Origin of the sequence: Guptibacillus hwajinpoensis, from assembly GCF_005144865.1 — a bacterium.
Lineage (GTDB): Bacteria > Bacillota > Bacilli > Bacillales > Guptibacillaceae > Guptibacillus > Guptibacillus hwajinpoensis_A.
Window position 1 is genome coordinate 128,041 of record NZ_SWFM01000001.1, and the last position, 16,747, is coordinate 144,787.

General features: G+C 39.2%; 17 protein-coding genes and 1 pseudogene. 4 read left to right on the plus strand and 14 right to left on the minus strand.

Features of this window, described 5'->3' with window-relative positions:
* Position 1 precedes the first annotated feature (1 nt).
* The 3 genes from FBF83_RS00615 to FBF83_RS00625 form a co-directional block, all read right to left on the minus strand.
* A complete protein-coding gene (locus FBF83_RS00615) occupies positions 2-1,285 on the minus strand; it encodes an FAD-binding oxidoreductase (protein ID WP_136945226.1) in 1,284 nt (427 codons plus the stop codon).
* A 12-nt stretch (positions 1,286-1,297) separates the two neighbouring features.
* Positions 1,298-2,017, minus strand: a complete 720-nt coding sequence (locus tag FBF83_RS00620; protein ID WP_169525120.1) for a FadR/GntR family transcriptional regulator — start codon at positions 2,015-2,017, stop codon at positions 1,298-1,300.
* 122 nt (positions 2,018-2,139) lie between these two features.
* Entirely contained in the window at positions 2,140-4,317 is a 2,178-nt protein-coding gene (locus tag FBF83_RS00625) for a malate synthase G (protein WP_136945228.1), read from the minus strand.
* Positions 4,318-4,492: 175 nt separating this feature from the next.
* Between FBF83_RS00625 and FBF83_RS00630 the strand changes: the two genes are divergently transcribed.
* The gene (locus tag FBF83_RS00630; protein WP_136945229.1) at positions 4,493-5,377 is read left to right on the plus strand and encodes a LysR family transcriptional regulator; all 885 of its coding nucleotides are present in this window, start codon (positions 4,493-4,495) and stop codon (positions 5,375-5,377) included.
* Between the two features lie 16 nt (positions 5,378-5,393).
* Here the strand turns inward: FBF83_RS00630 and FBF83_RS00635 are convergent, their stop codons facing one another.
* The 4 genes from FBF83_RS00635 to FBF83_RS00650 form a co-directional block, all read right to left on the minus strand.
* A complete protein-coding gene (locus tag FBF83_RS00635) occupies positions 5,394-6,086 on the minus strand; it encodes a LutC/YkgG family protein (RefSeq protein WP_136945230.1) in 693 nt (230 codons plus the stop codon).
* The gene (locus FBF83_RS00640) at positions 6,079-7,503 is read right to left on the minus strand and encodes a LutB/LldF family L-lactate oxidation iron-sulfur protein (RefSeq protein WP_136945231.1); all 1,425 of its coding nucleotides are present in this window, start codon (positions 7,501-7,503) and stop codon (positions 6,079-6,081) included. The genes FBF83_RS00635 and FBF83_RS00640 overlap by 8 nt, the downstream gene beginning before the upstream one ends.
* A gap of 2 nt (positions 7,504-7,505) precedes the next feature.
* Positions 7,506-8,231, minus strand: a complete 726-nt coding sequence (locus FBF83_RS00645; RefSeq protein WP_136945232.1) for a (Fe-S)-binding protein — start codon at positions 8,229-8,231, stop codon at positions 7,506-7,508.
* 126 nt (positions 8,232-8,357) lie between these two features.
* The gene (locus FBF83_RS00650) at positions 8,358-9,065 is read right to left on the minus strand and encodes a FadR/GntR family transcriptional regulator (RefSeq protein WP_136945233.1); all 708 of its coding nucleotides are present in this window, start codon (positions 9,063-9,065) and stop codon (positions 8,358-8,360) included.
* A 142-nt stretch (positions 9,066-9,207) separates the two neighbouring features.
* Here FBF83_RS00650 and FBF83_RS00655 point away from each other — a divergent pair, with 142 nt between their 5' ends.
* Positions 9,208-9,543, plus strand: coding sequence for a YrhK family protein (locus FBF83_RS00655; RefSeq protein WP_136945234.1), 336 nt, complete (start codon positions 9,208-9,210; stop codon positions 9,541-9,543).
* Positions 9,544-9,562: 19 nt separating this feature from the next.
* On the opposite strand, the pseudogene FBF83_RS21380 reads toward FBF83_RS00655, so the two are convergent.
* A pseudogene (locus FBF83_RS21380) lies at positions 9,563-9,811 on the minus strand (OsmC family protein); the annotation flags it as partial.
* Positions 9,812-9,832: 21 nt separating this feature from the next.
* On the minus strand, positions 9,833-10,027 hold the full coding sequence (locus tag FBF83_RS00665; protein WP_136945235.1) for a hypothetical protein: 195 nt from the start codon (positions 10,025-10,027) through the stop codon (positions 9,833-9,835).
* A gap of 165 nt (positions 10,028-10,192) precedes the next feature.
* On the opposite strand from FBF83_RS00665, the gene FBF83_RS00670 reads away from it, so the two are divergent.
* Together FBF83_RS00670 and FBF83_RS00675 are read left to right on the plus strand one after the other, a co-directional pair.
* Positions 10,193-10,645, plus strand: a complete 453-nt coding sequence (locus FBF83_RS00670) for an SRPBCC family protein (protein WP_136945236.1) — start codon at positions 10,193-10,195, stop codon at positions 10,643-10,645.
* Between the two features lie 83 nt (positions 10,646-10,728).
* Positions 10,729-11,325 carry a DUF6944 family repetitive protein gene (locus FBF83_RS00675; protein ID WP_136945237.1) on the plus strand — a complete coding sequence of 199 codons (597 nt, stop codon included), beginning with the start codon at positions 10,729-10,731 and terminating at the stop codon, positions 11,323-11,325.
* 10 nt (positions 11,326-11,335) lie between these two features.
* On the opposite strand, the gene FBF83_RS00680 is transcribed toward FBF83_RS00675, so the two are convergent.
* From FBF83_RS00680 to FBF83_RS00700, 5 genes are all read right to left on the minus strand, one after another.
* Complete coding sequence (locus tag FBF83_RS00680) at positions 11,336-12,805, minus strand: flavin monoamine oxidase family protein (RefSeq protein ID WP_136945238.1); 1,470 nt, start codon at positions 12,803-12,805, stop codon at positions 11,336-11,338.
* A 72-nt stretch (positions 12,806-12,877) separates the two neighbouring features.
* Positions 12,878-13,351 (minus strand): GNAT family N-acetyltransferase, encoded by a 474-nt coding sequence (locus FBF83_RS00685; protein WP_136945239.1) that lies wholly within the window; start codon positions 13,349-13,351, stop codon positions 12,878-12,880.
* An 87-nt stretch (positions 13,352-13,438) separates the two neighbouring features.
* Positions 13,439-14,629: a thiolase family protein gene (locus FBF83_RS00690; protein WP_136945240.1), complete on the minus strand. Its 1,191-nt coding sequence runs from the start codon at positions 14,627-14,629 to the stop codon at positions 13,439-13,441.
* A 15-nt stretch (positions 14,630-14,644) separates the two neighbouring features.
* Positions 14,645-15,793, minus strand: coding sequence for an acyl-CoA dehydrogenase family protein (locus FBF83_RS00695; RefSeq protein ID WP_136945241.1), 1,149 nt, complete (start codon positions 15,791-15,793; stop codon positions 14,645-14,647).
* An 18-nt stretch (positions 15,794-15,811) separates the two neighbouring features.
* A complete protein-coding gene (locus tag FBF83_RS00700; protein ID WP_136946439.1) occupies positions 15,812-16,657 on the minus strand; it encodes a 3-hydroxyacyl-CoA dehydrogenase family protein in 846 nt (281 codons plus the stop codon).
* Between the last annotated feature and the right edge of the window lie 90 nt (positions 16,658-16,747).

Sequence of the window (16,747 nt, forward strand, 5' to 3'; positions counted from 1 at the left end):
TCTAAATTCCTCCTATAAAGCGCTGCTCATTCAGCGTATTATTGGGGTCCTGTTTTTGTTTAATGCTTTTAAACAGCTTGAACAAGCCATCAGACTCTCCCCATACGTTCAGTTCTTTTCTAAGTTCAATTGGAAGGTGCTTTACAATGGCATAACCTTTTAAATCTGATGCAAATGATTGTAAATGAATAATGGCATTTACGACGTTTGCATTGTTTCCTGAAATGATAATGGTACTAAGTCCATGGCCTGCCCCACCGCTCGCTTCAATCTTAAGGTTTCCTTCATGATGAATTCGGGCACATTCCTGTAGTAAAGGAAATACATCTAAATTTCTTGTCCCAACCTTCAATACTCCATGAGTGCTTTCACCTAAATCAGTGAGACTATTTGGAATAAGTTCATTGAACGATTGCCAGAAATAGTTTGGATTTGGATGAACGGTCATGACAGCTTCGTTAGGTTTATGTTGATCAATCCAAACTTCTTGAAATTGGACAGCTTTTTTGACATCTTCTAAAGCAATTAACAAACAGTACTCATCCCTATTAATAAGTTTTTTTGACATTGTTGGCGTTAATATCTCTAACGAAACAGGTTCTAATAGAGAATCTTGAATCAATTTTGTGAACGCTGTCAATTCGTCGAGAGCTTCTTCTCGAACGGTTAGCATAACAAGGCTTGTATGTTTGGGAATAGGTCTTAATTTTAATGTGATTTCAGTTATGACACCAAGGGTTCCCATCGAACCGATAAAAAGTTTATTCATGTCATATCCGGCAACATTTTTAACCACTTTTCCACCGGTTCGGATGATCTTTCCATCTGCATAAACAACGCGCATCCCAATGACATGATCCCTTGCTGAGCCATACTTTAAACGCTTTGGACCGCTCTCATTTGCTGCAATAGTTCCACCAATTGTTGCAGTAGATGGGCATGACGGGTCCAGTGAAACCATTTGATTGTATCGACTTAGAAAAGTCTGAAGCTCAAGTATCGTGGTACCAGGTTTTACAGTCACCGTCATGTCACCTACTGTATGTTCAACAATGCCAGAAAATTTCTTAAGCGAAAGCGTAAGGTCATAATTGGATTTAAGACCACCATAACCGAGCTTTGTGCCCCCGCTTACAATGGAGAGCTTCTTTCCTGATTCATTGGCTTTAGTAACGATGTCAACCACTTCATCTTCTGATTCCGGGTATAATAGATTTGAGCTTAAGTTTCCAAAGCGGTTACTCGAATCAGTTAGTGGTGCGACGTCAAGTAAGTGTTTGTCCAACTCCTTCCCTCCTTAGTGGGTTTGAATATATTCAGATCGTATGGAAAAACCTTTTCTCATTTGCTTTTTAACGTAAGAGAGATGAAGCATCATGGCTTCGTATGCGCCTGCAGCATCCTCGCAAACAATCATTTCCATAATTAATTCATGTTGATGATGAATGTCGTATATAAGTTCAGGTTTAGAAGCAATTAGTCGATGGAAGTCAGCCATTGATTTTTCCATGCTAGAAGAAATCGATTCTAGCAGTTGATGAAGAATTGGATTACCTGATGCATTCGCTATCGCCATATGAAACTGACAATCATGCTGACCGCTATCGTCATATTTACAGAGACTCATATGATCAAGGGCTTTTCTCATAGCAACTAAATCTTCTTCTGAACGATTCACTGCTGCTAACTTTACAACGCTAGTTTCCAGAATTTCACGAACCTGAAACAAGGACTCAATCTCTTTCTGGTTCGGCATGAGCATATGTTTAAAATATCGTTTAGGATTAAATCCAGTTACAAACGTTCCTTCTCCCTGCCTAATTTCTACTAACCCTCTTCCTTTTAAAGTGGTCAAGGCATCTCGTACAGCTGATCTCCCTACCTCAAGTGATTCACACAGTTCACGAACGGATGGAAGTTTGTCACCCTGTTTATAACTGCCCTCTTTAATTAACCTAACAATTTGTTCTTCTACTTTGTCAGAAATTTTTTGAGATGAGATCCTTTTAAATTCCACAGTAAAAACCACCTTTCAGAAGTCACATATCAGACAAGTTAACCAATTAATATTTTGAGATTATTCAGATAATAAATGATAAAAGGTTGCAAAAGTGGCAATTGCCACTTTTGCTCCTACGATTACTTGTTAGCATATACTTTTGCTTTAGCTTCTTGACGACGTCTATGAAGAATCGGTTCAGTATAGCCGTTCGGCTGATTGAACCCTTCAAAAACAAGATCACAAGCTGCTTGGAAAGCGATAGATTCGTCATAATTTGTTGCCATTGCACGATACTCTGGATCTCCAGCATTCTGTTCATCCACAACTTTTGCCATCCGTTTCATTGTTTCCATTACCTGATCCTTCGTGCAAATACCGTGATGAAGCCAGTTAGCCACGTGTTGACTTGAAATACGGAGTGTTGCTCTATCTTCCATCAATTCAATATTACGGATATCTGGTACTTTCGAACATCCAACTCCATGTTCAACCCAGCGTACAACATAGCCAAGTATTCCCTGGGCATTATTATCAAGCTCTTCTTGTATTTCTTTTTCACTCCAATTTGTATCTTTTGAAATAGGAATTTCGAGAATATCGTCCTGATAATTTACCGCCGCTTTTGCTAGTTCTTCTTGTACACTAGGCACATTAACTTCGTGATAATGAAGTGCATGTAATGTTGCAGCAGTTGGAGATGGAACCCAGGCAGTATTAGCTCCTGCTTGTAATTGGCTACCCTTTTGTGCAAGCATGTCTGCCATCAAATCAGGCATTGCCCACATTCCTTTACCAATTTGGGCTTTTCCAGAAAAACCTGTTTGTAAGCCCTGTTGGACATTTGATTTCTCATAGCTTTGTAGCCATGTAGAGTTTTTCATTTCACTTTTCCGAATGACTGGTCCTGCTTCCATAGACGTATGAATTTCATCGCCTGTTCGATCAAGGAATCCAGTATTAATGAAAACAATTCGCTCTTTTACTTCATTAATACAATTGCGAAGATTTAGCGTTGTACGTCGTTCTTCGTCCATTACACCAATCTTAATTGTATTGCGATCAAGTTTCAGTAAATCTTCTGTTCTATTAAATAATTCATTCGCAAAAGCCACTTCTTTTGAACCGTGCATTTTTGGTTTAACAATATATATCGAATCTTTTGATGAGTTTTGATACTTGCCATTTTTAAGTACATCATGCTTAGCGATAAGCCCAGTAATAACAGAATCAAGAATACCTTCTGGAATTTCGTTTCCGTCCTGATCAAGAACAGCATTTGTTGTCATAAGATGGCCTACATTACGGGCAAACATAAGCGATCGTCCACGTAATGAAAAGCTCTCGCCATCAGGAGAAATATACTCACGATCAGTGTTAAGTGTACGGCTTATTGTTTTAGACCCTTTTTGGAAGGAAGCTTTTAAATCTCCTTTTATTAACCCTAGGAAATTCCGATAAACTAGCACCTTATCTTCAGCATCAACTGCAGTAACGGAATCTTCGAAATCCATAATCGTTGTAATAGCAGATTCCATGTACACATCTTTTACTCCTGCTGCATCTGTTTGACCAATTGGATCCTCTCGGTCAATCTGTATTTCAAGATGGACATCATTATTTTTTAATAGGATTGCACTTGGATTATCTTCGCTACCTTGATAGCCAACAAATTGAATTTGATCAAGTAAAACGCTTTCATCACTGTCTTTAAAGTGCACTTTCAGCATACCCTGTTCAATGGAATATTGAACGATATCTGAATAGCTTCTTTCTTTAAGAGGAACTGTTTTGTCAAGGAACCTTTTGGCATAGGCAATTACTTTATCTCCTCGAACAGGGTTGTAATCTCCTTTACGGTCCGCACCGTTATCTTCACTTATGGCGTCTGTTCCATAAAGTGCATCATACAAGCTACCCCATCTTGCATTTGCAGCATTGATTGCATACCGTCCATTGTTGACTGGCACAACAAGTTGTGGTCCTGCTTGAACAGCAATTTCATCATCGACATTTGTAGTAGATATGGAGAAGTCGTCTACTTCAGACTCTAAATAAGTTAGGTCTTTCAAGAATGCTTTATACTTATTGAAATCAAAATTTTGATTTGACTTATGCCATTCATTCAGTTTCGTTTGAATATCATCACGCACATTTAGAAGTTTCTCATTCTTAGGAGCGAGATCCTTCACAATGTCACCAAGCCCTGTCCAGAATTCTTCACTAGACATACCCGTTCCTGGGATAACATCCTTATTAATAAATTCATAGAGTTCTTCAGCAACTTGTAAATAACCGATCTTCGAATAGTTTTCCATTGAATTTCCTCCTCATAATTAACAGAACCTGAGTTTCTATTAGGTACTGTCCTTTCATTTAGTCTTATCTTATAATAAATAAATGTATAGATATAATACATATTTGGAATATTGAGTATTCTTTATCGTAATAATTCAGAATTTTCTATGATTCTACAGCGTTTGGAGTGATTTTTTGGAAATTCGTCATCTTGAATATTTCTCAGAAGTTGCAAAGCAGTTAAGTTTTACAAAAGCCGCTTCAACACTACACGTTTCACAGCCATCCATTAGCAAAGCTGTGAAACATTTAGAAGATGAACTTGGTGTCCCTTTGTTCTACAGATCAAAACAATTGGAATTAACGGATGCCGGGCGAGCTGTCCTTGTTAATGCGAAACATGTGCTAAGTGCTTTCCGAAATCTGACTTCTGAGCTTTCAGATTTAACCGAGCTGAAAAAAGGTGAAATTAAAATTGGCATACCACCGATTATCGGAGCAGCGTTTTTCTCGAAATTAATTAGTCAGTTTAAAGAACTGTATCCGGTGGTTGAAATCATCCTCACAGAAGTAGGCTCTAAGCGGATCAAGCTGGGTGTTGAAGATGGGTCTCTCGATATCGGATTAATTTGTAATAATCCTGTACATAATGAAAACTTTGAATCTGTTCGAGTGATTAATGACCCTCTGATGTTAATCGTTCCCAGTTCACATCCGTTAGCTGCATTAAAAGAGGTCAACCTTGGTGATCTTGAATATGAGTCTTTCATTTTATATCGTGAAGATTTTACTCTGTATGACAGAATAATAGAAGAATGTGAACAAAAGGGTTTTTATCCAAATATCGTTTGTCAGAGCTCACAAAAAGATTTCATGATTGAAATGGTTGAGGCAAAGCTGGGTGTTGCTCTTCTGCCTAGTAAGATTGCATATGCGATTCAAAATCAGGCGATCAAACCTCTTGAATTAGTGCATTCCAATGTAAGCCTTGAGTTAGGGATGATCTGGAAAAGAAATAAGTATCTCCCTTTTGCAGTTAAAGAATTTATTAAGTTATCAAAATCTATTATCGAAAATTAACAATTCATTTATCTGATTACAAATCAGATATAATAATATAAGTCGTTTTAATAGGTCCATGAACCCCAACGACAAGGTTCATCTCGATGTCAGCGCTATTACTTGGACCTGAAATGAAGTTTACACAGGTAGCTGGAAACTCACCTGCCTTATTGCGGTGATGAATTATTCTTGCTGCCTGTGACATTCTCGGTACGATTAAGCTTTTTGGAACGAGTGCAATATAAGTCGTTGGAAGAAGACTAACGGACCGCCCTTGTTCTTCATTGCTAAACAATACAACAGTCCCGGATTCTGCAAGTGCCAAGTCACAGAAAGTAATGCCAATATCTGCTTGCTCCGCTACGTTTACATTATCTTTCATTCGTGGATCCCATGCATGAATCATTGCTTCTGTTTTACTGAAAATTCCGTACTGATCGAAACGTTTATCATTCCAGGTCGAAATAGAGTTACCATTATAGGCTTCGATTCTTTCTTTAATAACATCTGCTAGCTGCTCTTTTTCCGTTTCGATTACATCAGTATGAATTGTCTCACATTGCTTTTTAAATACAGTAACAAGTTCGTCCTGCGAGGTATTCTTTAAGACCTCCCATTGAGGCTGGTGTTTCCACTTGGGAATTTCAACCGTTTTTGGAGTGCTGCGTCCTAATTTCTGTGCGAGAGAACTTAGAAATGATTCACGATTAAGAATTTGCTCACTCACCTAAATCCTCCTTTTGTCTCTTTTGGAACCAATCTCTGAAGCGTTCATTGTTTGGGGCAGGCATGTCACGAATTGTTGTCCAGGCTTTAAGGGGTCCTGGACCTTTTGTTAGAAAACCATTTGTTTGGAATGGCAATGAAAGAAATGGTGCTAGTTTCGTACCTACTTGATATAAAATAGGGAGTGTTGTGCCATATTGAAACCCTCTCATCGCGATTTTTTCAGCTGTAAGTCCTTTTCCTTCAATCATTTTCTTTCGATGCTTGTTTAAGAGTTCATGAAGAGGTATTTTCACAGGGCATGCATCTGTACATGCCGCACAAAGTGTTGAGGCAAAGGGTAATTCTCCGTATTCTTCATAGCCTCCGAGTAATGGACTAATAACAGCACCGATCGGTCCTGGGTAGATTGATCCGTATCCATGACCGCCAACGTGCCTATAGACGGGACACACGTTAATGCATGCTGCGCAACGAATACAATGGAGCGCTTCCTGAAATTTAGTACCAATCATGTTCGACCTTCCATTATCCACTATCACAAGATGAAACTCCTCAGGACCATCCCCTTCTAGAGTTGCTTTTGGTCCAGTTAATGCTGTTACGTATGTTGTTAACTTTTGTCCAACAGCACTTCGACTAAGAAGGCTAATCATGACGTCAAGTTCTTCCCATGTCGGAACAATACGCTCCATTCCCATTACAGTTATTTGTGTTTGTGGGAGTGTTGTTGCAAGCCTCGCATTTCCTTCATTGGTGACAAGGGTAATCGTGCCAGATTCTGCTACTGCAAAGTTACAGCCTGTGATGCCAATATCAGCTGAGAGGAACTCTTCACGTAGTTTTTCTCTAGCGAATAGCGTCAGTTCTTCAGGTTTGTCTGTGTTTAAGTAGCCTAACTTCTCCTTAAATACATCTCGTATTTGGGATTTGTTCTTATGTAAGGCTGGTACGACAATATGGGACGGAGGATCGTGATCGTCAATCTGTAGGATATACTCACCAAGGTCACTTTCTATCACTTCGCACCCTAATGATTCGAGCGCTTCATTCATACTTATTTCTTCCGTTACCATCGACTTTGATTTAATGATTTTCTTTCCATTTTTACGTTTCACAACTTCTTGAATATAGTGATTAGCATCTTCAGCAGTCTTAGCAAAATAGACGTGACCACCGTTTTCTTCCATTTTTTCACTTAACTCATAAAGGTAATAGTCAAGATTTTCGAGCGTATGTGAGCGGATCTCCTCCCCAAGATTTCGCCAATCCTCCCAACTACCAAGTTCTTCTGCTGCATCAAGACGTTTACCATACAAGCGCTCTTGAGCTGAGCGAACAGAATTTCTCATAAACGCATCGTTCAAGCCTTTCTCAACACGATCTTTGAAAGGGTCAGCCCCAATTCTCATAGGCATACTTATTTCACCTCCCGCTGGGTAAGAACTTCTGCAATATGCATTACTTTCACAGGTTTTTGAAGACGATTTATTCGCCCACCAATGTTCATTAAACAACCACTATCTGCACCAATCAGTAAGTCAGCACCGGTTGATTGAATGTTATTAATTTTTTCATCAACCATCTCTTTTGAAATCGCTTCCATTTTTACAGAAAAAGTGCCTCCAAATCCACAACAATTTTCGCAGTTTGGTAGTTTCCTATAAGATAATCCGTCTACTTCAGAAAGTAATGCTTCTGGTGCATCATTGACACCAAGCAATCGCGTCATGTGACAGGATTTGTGGTAAGTAGCGGTAGCATTAAATGAAGCTCCAACATTGGTAACATTTAGAACATCTACTAGAAATTGAGTAAACTCATATGAGCGCTCTTTCAATGAGCGTGCTTTTCGCTGCATTTCAGGTTCATTATGAAACAACTCTTCGTATTCTGAGAACATGGCCACACAAGATCCTGAAGGTCCTACAACATATGAAGAATTTTCAAATGTGTTGATCATTCTTCGCGCTGCTTCCCTTGTTTCACCATGATACCCACTGTTATAAGCTGGCTGACCACAACACGTTTGGGAATAAGGAAAATCCACTTCACACCCTAGACGCTCTAACACTTCTACGACACTTTTTCCCACGTTAGGATAAAAAATATCTCCAAGGCATGTAATAAACAATGAAACGTTCATATGAGCCTCCTTCCTGTTAGGATCGTTAGCTATCAGGTCATCTGATGACTAGAATTCCTCCTTCCAGTATAAGGATAACTTTTGAACATTTCAACTAAATATATTGATTTTTCTAACTATTAGGATTTACATGTGTTTTAAGAGGAATATTTCTACTTCATTCAAATGGTGAAGCATGGCTTGCTGTGCTTTTACCGAATCTTTGTGTTTAATCGCTAGAAAGATTTCATTATGTTCTGTATACAGTTTTTCTAGGATAGCTGCATCGGAATAAAGCGATAACTTTCTTGTTTCTCTTATGGAATCTACCATCAATTGTGACACTTGATTCATTAGGTCGCCAAGTAATCGATTGTGAGATGCAGCAGTAATTGCCATGTGAAATTGCAAATCTGCCTGCTCTCCTAATTGCTGGTGTGAAACAGCTTTTTGCATATCTGAAAGTGCTTTACTAATTTCAAAAAGTTCTTTTTCTGTCCTTTTCTCAGCTGCACTTGCAGCGCAACCCGTTTCAAGTATTTTACGAACTTCTAATAGCTCTATAATCTCTTCTCGATTCATAAGAATACCTGTCGATATAGACTGGATTAATGTTGATCGATCATAATGTTTGACAAAGGTGCCCTCACCCTGTCGCATCTCTACTAATCCCATCGCTCTAAGGGCACTAAGGGCTTCACGAACTGCTGATCTTCCAACATTAAATCCTTCAGCCAGAGATTGAACGGAGTCAAGTTTATCACCTGGAGACAGATTGCCACTTTTGATTTTATCTAGAAGCTGATCGGCTATTTCTTCGTAGATTTTGCGTCTTTTCACTTGCTTGTACATCATTAATGACCTCCTCGCTTACTGTTTAGTTATTAGTTTACTTCAATAAACTAGAGGCGACAAATTATAATTTGATTGATTTGAGGGTTTAAAAGGAATGAGGAAAAAGGAAATGATCAGTATTAGAATTTGAAAGGAGATCAAAATGGGTAGCCAAAGATCAGCTAACGCTCAAACTCAAAGTAAAGATGAATACGTAGACATTCAAATGGGACATCACGATTTATTTTTTAAAAAGGGGTATCAGGTTTTCTATACAGTGAATGAGTTTCTATTAGGGTTGTCCTTCCTAATTGGAAGTGTTTTTTTCTATTTCGAATCGTTAAAGATGTGGGGAGTATCACTATTCGTTCTAGGTAGCTTCCAAATGCTAATACGTCCATCCATACGATTAATCCATCGATTTGATCTAAGAAATCACTATCGAGAAGAATATGAAAAACAGAAAAATGAAAGTAGCATGAAAAAAGCTGATGAATAACGCATTCATCAGCTCTTTTCTATTCTTCTATGATCTCCCAATCGTGTTCAAAATCAACACAGCCTTTTAACGTCTGAGCAACGGGACAGCCTCGTTCAAACACCTGCAACGCTCTTTCTGCCGCTTCAAGCTTCCCTCCTGGAATCGTTAATTTATAGTGGCATTTGATTTGAGTGATTTTGAGAACACCCTCTGGCGCTTCAATAATCCCTTCAAATCGACCTGATAACTTATTAGGAAAAGTCGGTATATGGCGCGCCTCCAGCGCACCTGCTAATGTGCCGGTTAGTCAGCCACCTGCTGCGGCTACAATATGGTCTAGTGTGGATGGATGTTCAACTTCAGGTGAAGCTTTATAAAACTCCTTAACCCCACCGTGTACACCATATTGAATGGGCTCATCAAAATTGGCAATATAGGCACGTCGATTCTTACCTTCATCCTGTTCAATTCGTATGTTAGCTATTTCAATTGGATTGCTCATTACCATTTCTCCTTCCTTATTTCGATTTAATTTCCATGGTTTGGTAATCCCCTTTATTAATATCTTTAAACCAAAATTAGTAAATCGAACTAAAAAACGGGAAAGTAGCTTGTAAGTAGCGAATAGTAAAGCAAGTGAGGAAATCCAATCTAAGGAGGAAATAGAATGGAAAAGAAGTGGGATAAGTCGATACTCATCAATGCTCCTATCGAAACAGTCTGGAGTTATCTGGATGGCTCGCTTGAAAATATGCAAAAGATCATGCCTAATGTCGTTGATAACCAACCAGTAACCGTAACTGACAATGTTATTGGGAGCGTTTACCGACAATCCTATCGTGAAGGAAAGCGCGTGATGGAATATGATGTGCATACACTAGATTATAACAATCACGAAGACTATAAAAAATTGAAAATAGGATTTAATCTAGCGAGTATGTTTCAAATCGAAGGATGTTATGAACTTACTAAAAAGTCAGAAACGTCAACAAACCTTCGCTATACAGGTGTCAACAAACCTCTGAAATGGTATATTAAACCTTTTGTTTTGCTTTCCGGCGATAAAGTCGTTAATGATTTTATGGAAAGAGTAAAGCGAGTATCTGAAGGTCAAGAATAGATTCGGTTTAGTTGATTAATAGAAAAAATAATCGTGGTGCCTTCTTCTAGAATAGAATAACGTAACGGGGGAGGGCTGATTAGATGGATGTGAATGGAGAGCAATTAATCATTACTGGCGCTTGGATTCAAACAATAGGTGCGGGGGTTGCCTCCATTGGGAATACGTTAATAGCAACTGAGAATGAAGATAGCGAAAATGTTGGTGGTGAGCTATACGTACTAGGCAATGCCATTGAAGCTACAGGTAATGCAATTAAAGCAATTGGACGAACAAATAATTTAACAAAAAACAACGAAGATGAAACGCTGGGAACGATGGGTGCGTGGTTTCAAGCGGCAGGTAACCTTACAAACGTTATAGGTGGTTCAGAAGCCCTAACAGGTAAGAAGGAGGAAGGCCTTAAGATCGATATCTTGGGGGATGTTGTTCAATCGACTGGTGCGGCTTTCGAAGCAACAATATCTAGTATAAGTGATTCAGCCTATGCAGGACTAATTACAACGGGGCAAAGGATACAATCTTTTGCAGTTGCAATTGAAGCGATCGGCCTTCTTTACATAAAAAGAGGGAAAGTTAAACTCGGACAGCAGATTGTTGCGATAGGAAGCTATGGGCAAACCGCTGGAGCTGCACTTGCTGCTATCGGATTCACCAAGAGATTTAATATTAAAGAATAGCTAAACATTCTTAGCGCTCGTTGACCTCAAACGCAGCTCTAACTGCTGACTCAATAGCCCCTTCAATCCAACCGTGAAAAGATGACGTATGCTCTCCAGCAAAATGAATTCGGCCTTCTGGTTTCATAGCAACTTCTTCAAATTCGGTAATTTGGTTAGGTTTAAAGAGTGTAAAGCATCCACCAGAATATTGATTTTGACTCCAGCTAAAAGAAGCTCCCGTCAAAAATTCATCAAAAACTTTAGGACCATGAATTTTGGCAAGATCTTCAAGTGATTGAGTGATTTTCTGTTCATCAGAAAGACTGTTCCATAGCATCGCATTATCTTCCCAGCTATAGCTTGCAAGTAAAACACCACTTCTAGCCTCTCCTGTTGTTCGGCTAGGGGTATACGTATAGCGGTTAGGGAAATCAGAAATCATATTAGCCCCGTTTAGCCCCTCTCGCTCCCAAAATCGATCTTTAAATTCCATTCCTATTTTAATTGATGCGACATAATGTAGTTCGCGAATCGCCTTCCATTTTTCAAATGAAAATGAACGGTAAGGATAGACCTCAATGAATTGGAACACTGAGAAAGGAACAGTGATGATAACATAATCACTTGTAAATGTTTGGATCTTTCCCGTTTTCTGATTTCTAGTTTGGATCTCGACACCTTTTGGACGTTGTATGATCCGATGGACTTTTTCGTTTAGGAGAATGTCATCTTGAAGCTCAGCCAAGAATGATTTTGGCAGTAAGTCATTCCCACCTGTTATTTCATTGAATTCCATATCCTCATTAAAAACGGTGTTCACAATATCCGTTAAGATATCTATAAAGGAGAGTTCGGAAAATCCTTCAATACCGAGAAGAACTTTTACCATTCTAACCGCATTTGGAGATAACGTTGGTCCAATTGGATTAAAACGCAGAAAATTCTCCATAGAATACTGATCGAATTTTTTTCGAAGGAATTTCTTTTGCTCTTCGTCTGCTCCTTCAAACAACATTAAAAAAGGATTAACAGCAGTCAGGAAGAGCTCTGTAGCTGTTTTCCCTTTTTCGTGAGGTTCAACTGGAAATTTAAGAATATCTGGATTTTCTTCGTATTTTGCTCTTGTTGTTCTAATTCCATTTGCAAAAATAATATCCTTTGGTGAAGAATTGATAAATCGATTGACAGGAAGGTTGAATCTCTTAATGTATTCGTATGTCAGCTTATGGGTTGTTGGAATTCTCATTGCGCCTACATCAAGATAGTTATCTTCTGTAAAAGGTTCTCTTAGTGTATACACTCTTCCACCAACACGATCGTTTCCTTCGAGAATCGTAACTTGATGACCTGCTTGCTTCAACAATGATGCCGATACAAGTCCAGCCATGCCGGCACCGATGATGATAACATTCGCTGGTCTATTCGGTTTCTTAAGTCCTTTTTTGATGATTTCAAGCATGTCATCCGGGTATTTGGGTTTAGGAGTATCCCGAATCATCGCAATCATCCTTTTTAATGTAAAGATATTATAAATAGTAATGATCTATTCTGATTCGTTTTTTGAAATGATTTATTGGAGAGTTTTAACCATCAAATAATTCGGCATTGTGATTCCGTTCTTGTTAATAATTTGTTTGGTTATCACTTGAAACCCTTTACGCTCAAAAAATGGTTTAGCGGTTATGCTTGCTTCTGTTCTTAACTTTTTAAGTTTTATCCTATGAGCAGCAAGTTCGATCTCATTCAGTAGTGCTGAAGCTATCCCAATTCTCTGGTATTCATGATGTATATACAAACGATCAATCAGCCCCCTTGATGATAGGTCACTAAAACCAACGATCCTACGATCATCAAGTGCTACAAAAGTAGTGTTTTGAGCTAAAGAATCGCCCCAGGTGTTGAATTTGGAGCCTCTTTCGTCAGATGATGCCCATGTATTCACTTGCTCTTGTGAATAGTCTTTTCTATTCACCGTATGAACCGTCTCATAAAATAAATCGATGATTTGACTTAAGTCTCTTTTTTCATAACGTCTAATTTCCATTTTTACCTCCACATCAAGTTTGTCTTTCAAACCGTATAGCTTAAGTAAACCAGAAAAGACAGCACTGAAAAAGTGCTGTCTAACAGATCAACTATTCATGTTTTCTACCATCATTGCCATTCCCTGTCCACCACCAACACAAAGTGTTGCAATTCCAAAGCGTTCTTTCCTTCTTTTCATCTCATACATGAGAGAAGTAAGGATTCTAGCACCTGTTGCTCCAAGCGGGTGACCGAGTGCAATAGCCCCACCGTTCACATTTACTTTATTTGTGTCAAGATCTAGTTCTCGAATGACGGCTAGTGCTTGGGCAGCAAATGCTTCATTTAATTCAATTAAACCAACATCTTCAATTTGTCTGCCTGTCCTCTCAAGAAGTTTTCGAACAGCAGGAACTGGACCGATTCCCATGATTTCAGGAGACACACCTGAAGTTGCCCAGTCGACGATGCGAACAAGCGGTTTAAGGTTGAGTTCGTTCGCTTTTTCTTCTGTCATCACTAGCATGGCAACAGCTCCATCATTTCGTCCACATGAATTACCAGCTGTTACCGTTCCGTTTTCTTTAAATACTGGTGTGAGTTTTGAAAGTTTCTCTACTGACGTACCAGGCCTTGGATGTTCATCTACATCTACAATCTTTGATTGTTTTCGAGACTTCACACTCATTGGAACAATTTCTTCACTAAAAGTACCATTCTCGAGGGCATTAGCAGCACGTCTCTGACTTTCAGCTGCAAATGCATCTTGGTCCTCTCTCGTTACGTGGAAACGTTCTGCGACATTCTCTGCCGTTATTCCCATACCAAGTTTTTTTCCATATAGTTCGATTGGTTGTTGACCCGCTTCAAGATTCGAATCAACTAATCTTGTTTTGTCCCCTCCAAATCTGCTGTCACGAAGATAGATGGGAGCATGACTTAAACTCTCCGTTCCTCCAGCCATCACAATCTCCGCTTGTCCAGATTGAATTTGTTGGACTGCAGATGCAACAGCTTGCATTCCTGAAGCGCAAAGACGATTGATTGTAAAAGCGGGAGTAGTATCTGGGAGACCAGCTCTTAAAGCTGCGACTCTTGCAACATTTGAAGATTCCGTCGTTTGTCTTACCTCACCAAGAATAACCTCATCTACAAGATCTGGGGATAGTCCAGCTCTTGAAATTGATTCTTTAATCGCAATTGCAGCCAGTTCACCAGAATTATAATCTTTCAAAACGCCACCATAACGACCGACAGGGGTTCTCACTGCCTGGATAATAACAATGTTCTCTTTCATTGCTGAATCCTCCTCTTAGCTATATTCCTTACGGAGCTGACTTGCTATGATGTTCTTTTGAATTTCAGAAGTTCCTTCGTAAATTCGAGTAATGCGCGCATCACGGAAATAACGTTCAATTGGGTAGTCAGAAATATAACCTAAACCACCATGTACCTGAAGTGCTTTGTCTGCGACCCTGTTGTACACTTCTGATCCGTACAATTTAAGCATAGCGGCTTCTTTAATTACTTTTTTACCCTGATCAACCATCCATGCGATGCGATATGTAAACGAACGAAGCGCCTCAATTTCAACGCCCATTTCTGCTATCATATGTGCAACTGCCTGGTGTTCAATAATCGGTACACCAAACTGTATTCGTTCTTCTACATGTTTCATACTCAAATCAAGTAGCTTTTGTGAAGACCCAAGATTACGTGCAGCGAGTCCTGCTCGACCATTGGCTAATATTTTCAATGCATTCACATACCCCTGTCCCACTTCACCAAGAACGTTCTCCTCTGGTACCTCACAGTTATCAAAAATAAGCTCAGCTGAGTGAGAGCCTTTTAATCCCATCTTCTCTTCTACTGCACCGACATGGAAACCTGGGAAGCTTTTCTCAACAATAAAAGAAGTAATTCCTTTTGCTCCTTTTGAAGGATCTGTAGCGGCCATAACAGTGAAGACGTCAGCTTCAACTGCGTTCGTAATATAATGCTTTGTTCCGTTTAAAATGTATTTCTTTCCATCTTTAACTGCGGTAGTTTTTAAATTGGAAGCATTTGATCCTGCAGAAGGTTCGGTTAATGCAAAAGCTCCTATTTTCTTCCCGATTGCCATATCTGGAAGGTATCTATTCTTTTGTTCCTCATTCCCAAGCTCTACAATACCAACTGAACCAATTCCAGTGTGAGCTCCAATTAGCGTTGTAAATCCATTGTGTGTTTTCCCAAGTTCTTCATACAGTGCACATTTCCCAACCATGCCAATGCCAAGACCACCGTATTCTTCTGGAATACTTAAACCAAATAGGCCTATCTCTTTAGACATTTCAATAATTCGCTCTGGAATCCGGTCTTCTCGCTCAATTGTCATAGCCACTATCTCAACTTCATTTTGTACAAAATTTCTGATATTGGCTTTTAGAAATTCGATTTCTTCATCTAACTGAAAATCCATGTATATCCCTCTATTCGTTTATGTATAGTCATAAAACCCTTTTCCACTTTTTCGTCCCAGTCGACCAGCATTAACGTATTTTGTCAGTATGGGACATGGTCGATATTTTTCTCCAAGTGTTTCATAGAGGTATTGCATGTTTCGCAGTCTTGTATCAAGTCCCACTAAATCAGCAAGCTCCAGAGGCCCCATCGGATGATTAAGCCCAAGTTTCATGGCTTTATCAATGTCCTCAGGTGAACCTACGCCTTCCATAACCATATTCATCGCTTCATTGCCAATCAGGCAATTCATCCGACTAACTGCGAATCCTGGGAATTCATTGATTTTTACACATTCTTTACCAATCGACTCTCCAAAAGCTATCGCTTTATTGATTGTTTCTTCAGATGTTTCTAACCCGCAAATGACTTCAATAAGCTTCATCTTTGGAACCGGGTTAAAAAAATGAAGCGCAAGGCATTGTTCAGGTCGCCTAGTTTGGGCAGCTATTTCAGTTGGACTCATTGTCGATGTATTTGTAGCGAGAATGGCATGAGGAGGAGTGAGGTCATCAAGCTGCTTGAAAATACTTGTTTTAAGATCCATGATCTCAAGCACAGCTTCAATTACTAAATCACGATCTTTTGCCGCCTCGCTTAACTCTGTTGTGTATTGAATTGCGCTACGTCGATCTTCTGCCATTTCTTTTGATAATAATTCTTTTCTAACTGCATGGTCGAATTTTTTTTCAATATCACTTTTTGCATTGTGTAAAACCGTGTCGCTAACATCTTGAACAATAACGGAAAGTCCTGCAACAGAGGCTGAATACGCGATGCCTCTCCCCATAGTTCCGGCTCCGATTACTGCTATGTTTTGAATGGTCACTTCTATCACCCTTTTAAATTAATGTAATCGCTTACAGATTTAGATATTTGTTTTATTTCTCGTCAGAATGTATGACTTCCTTTA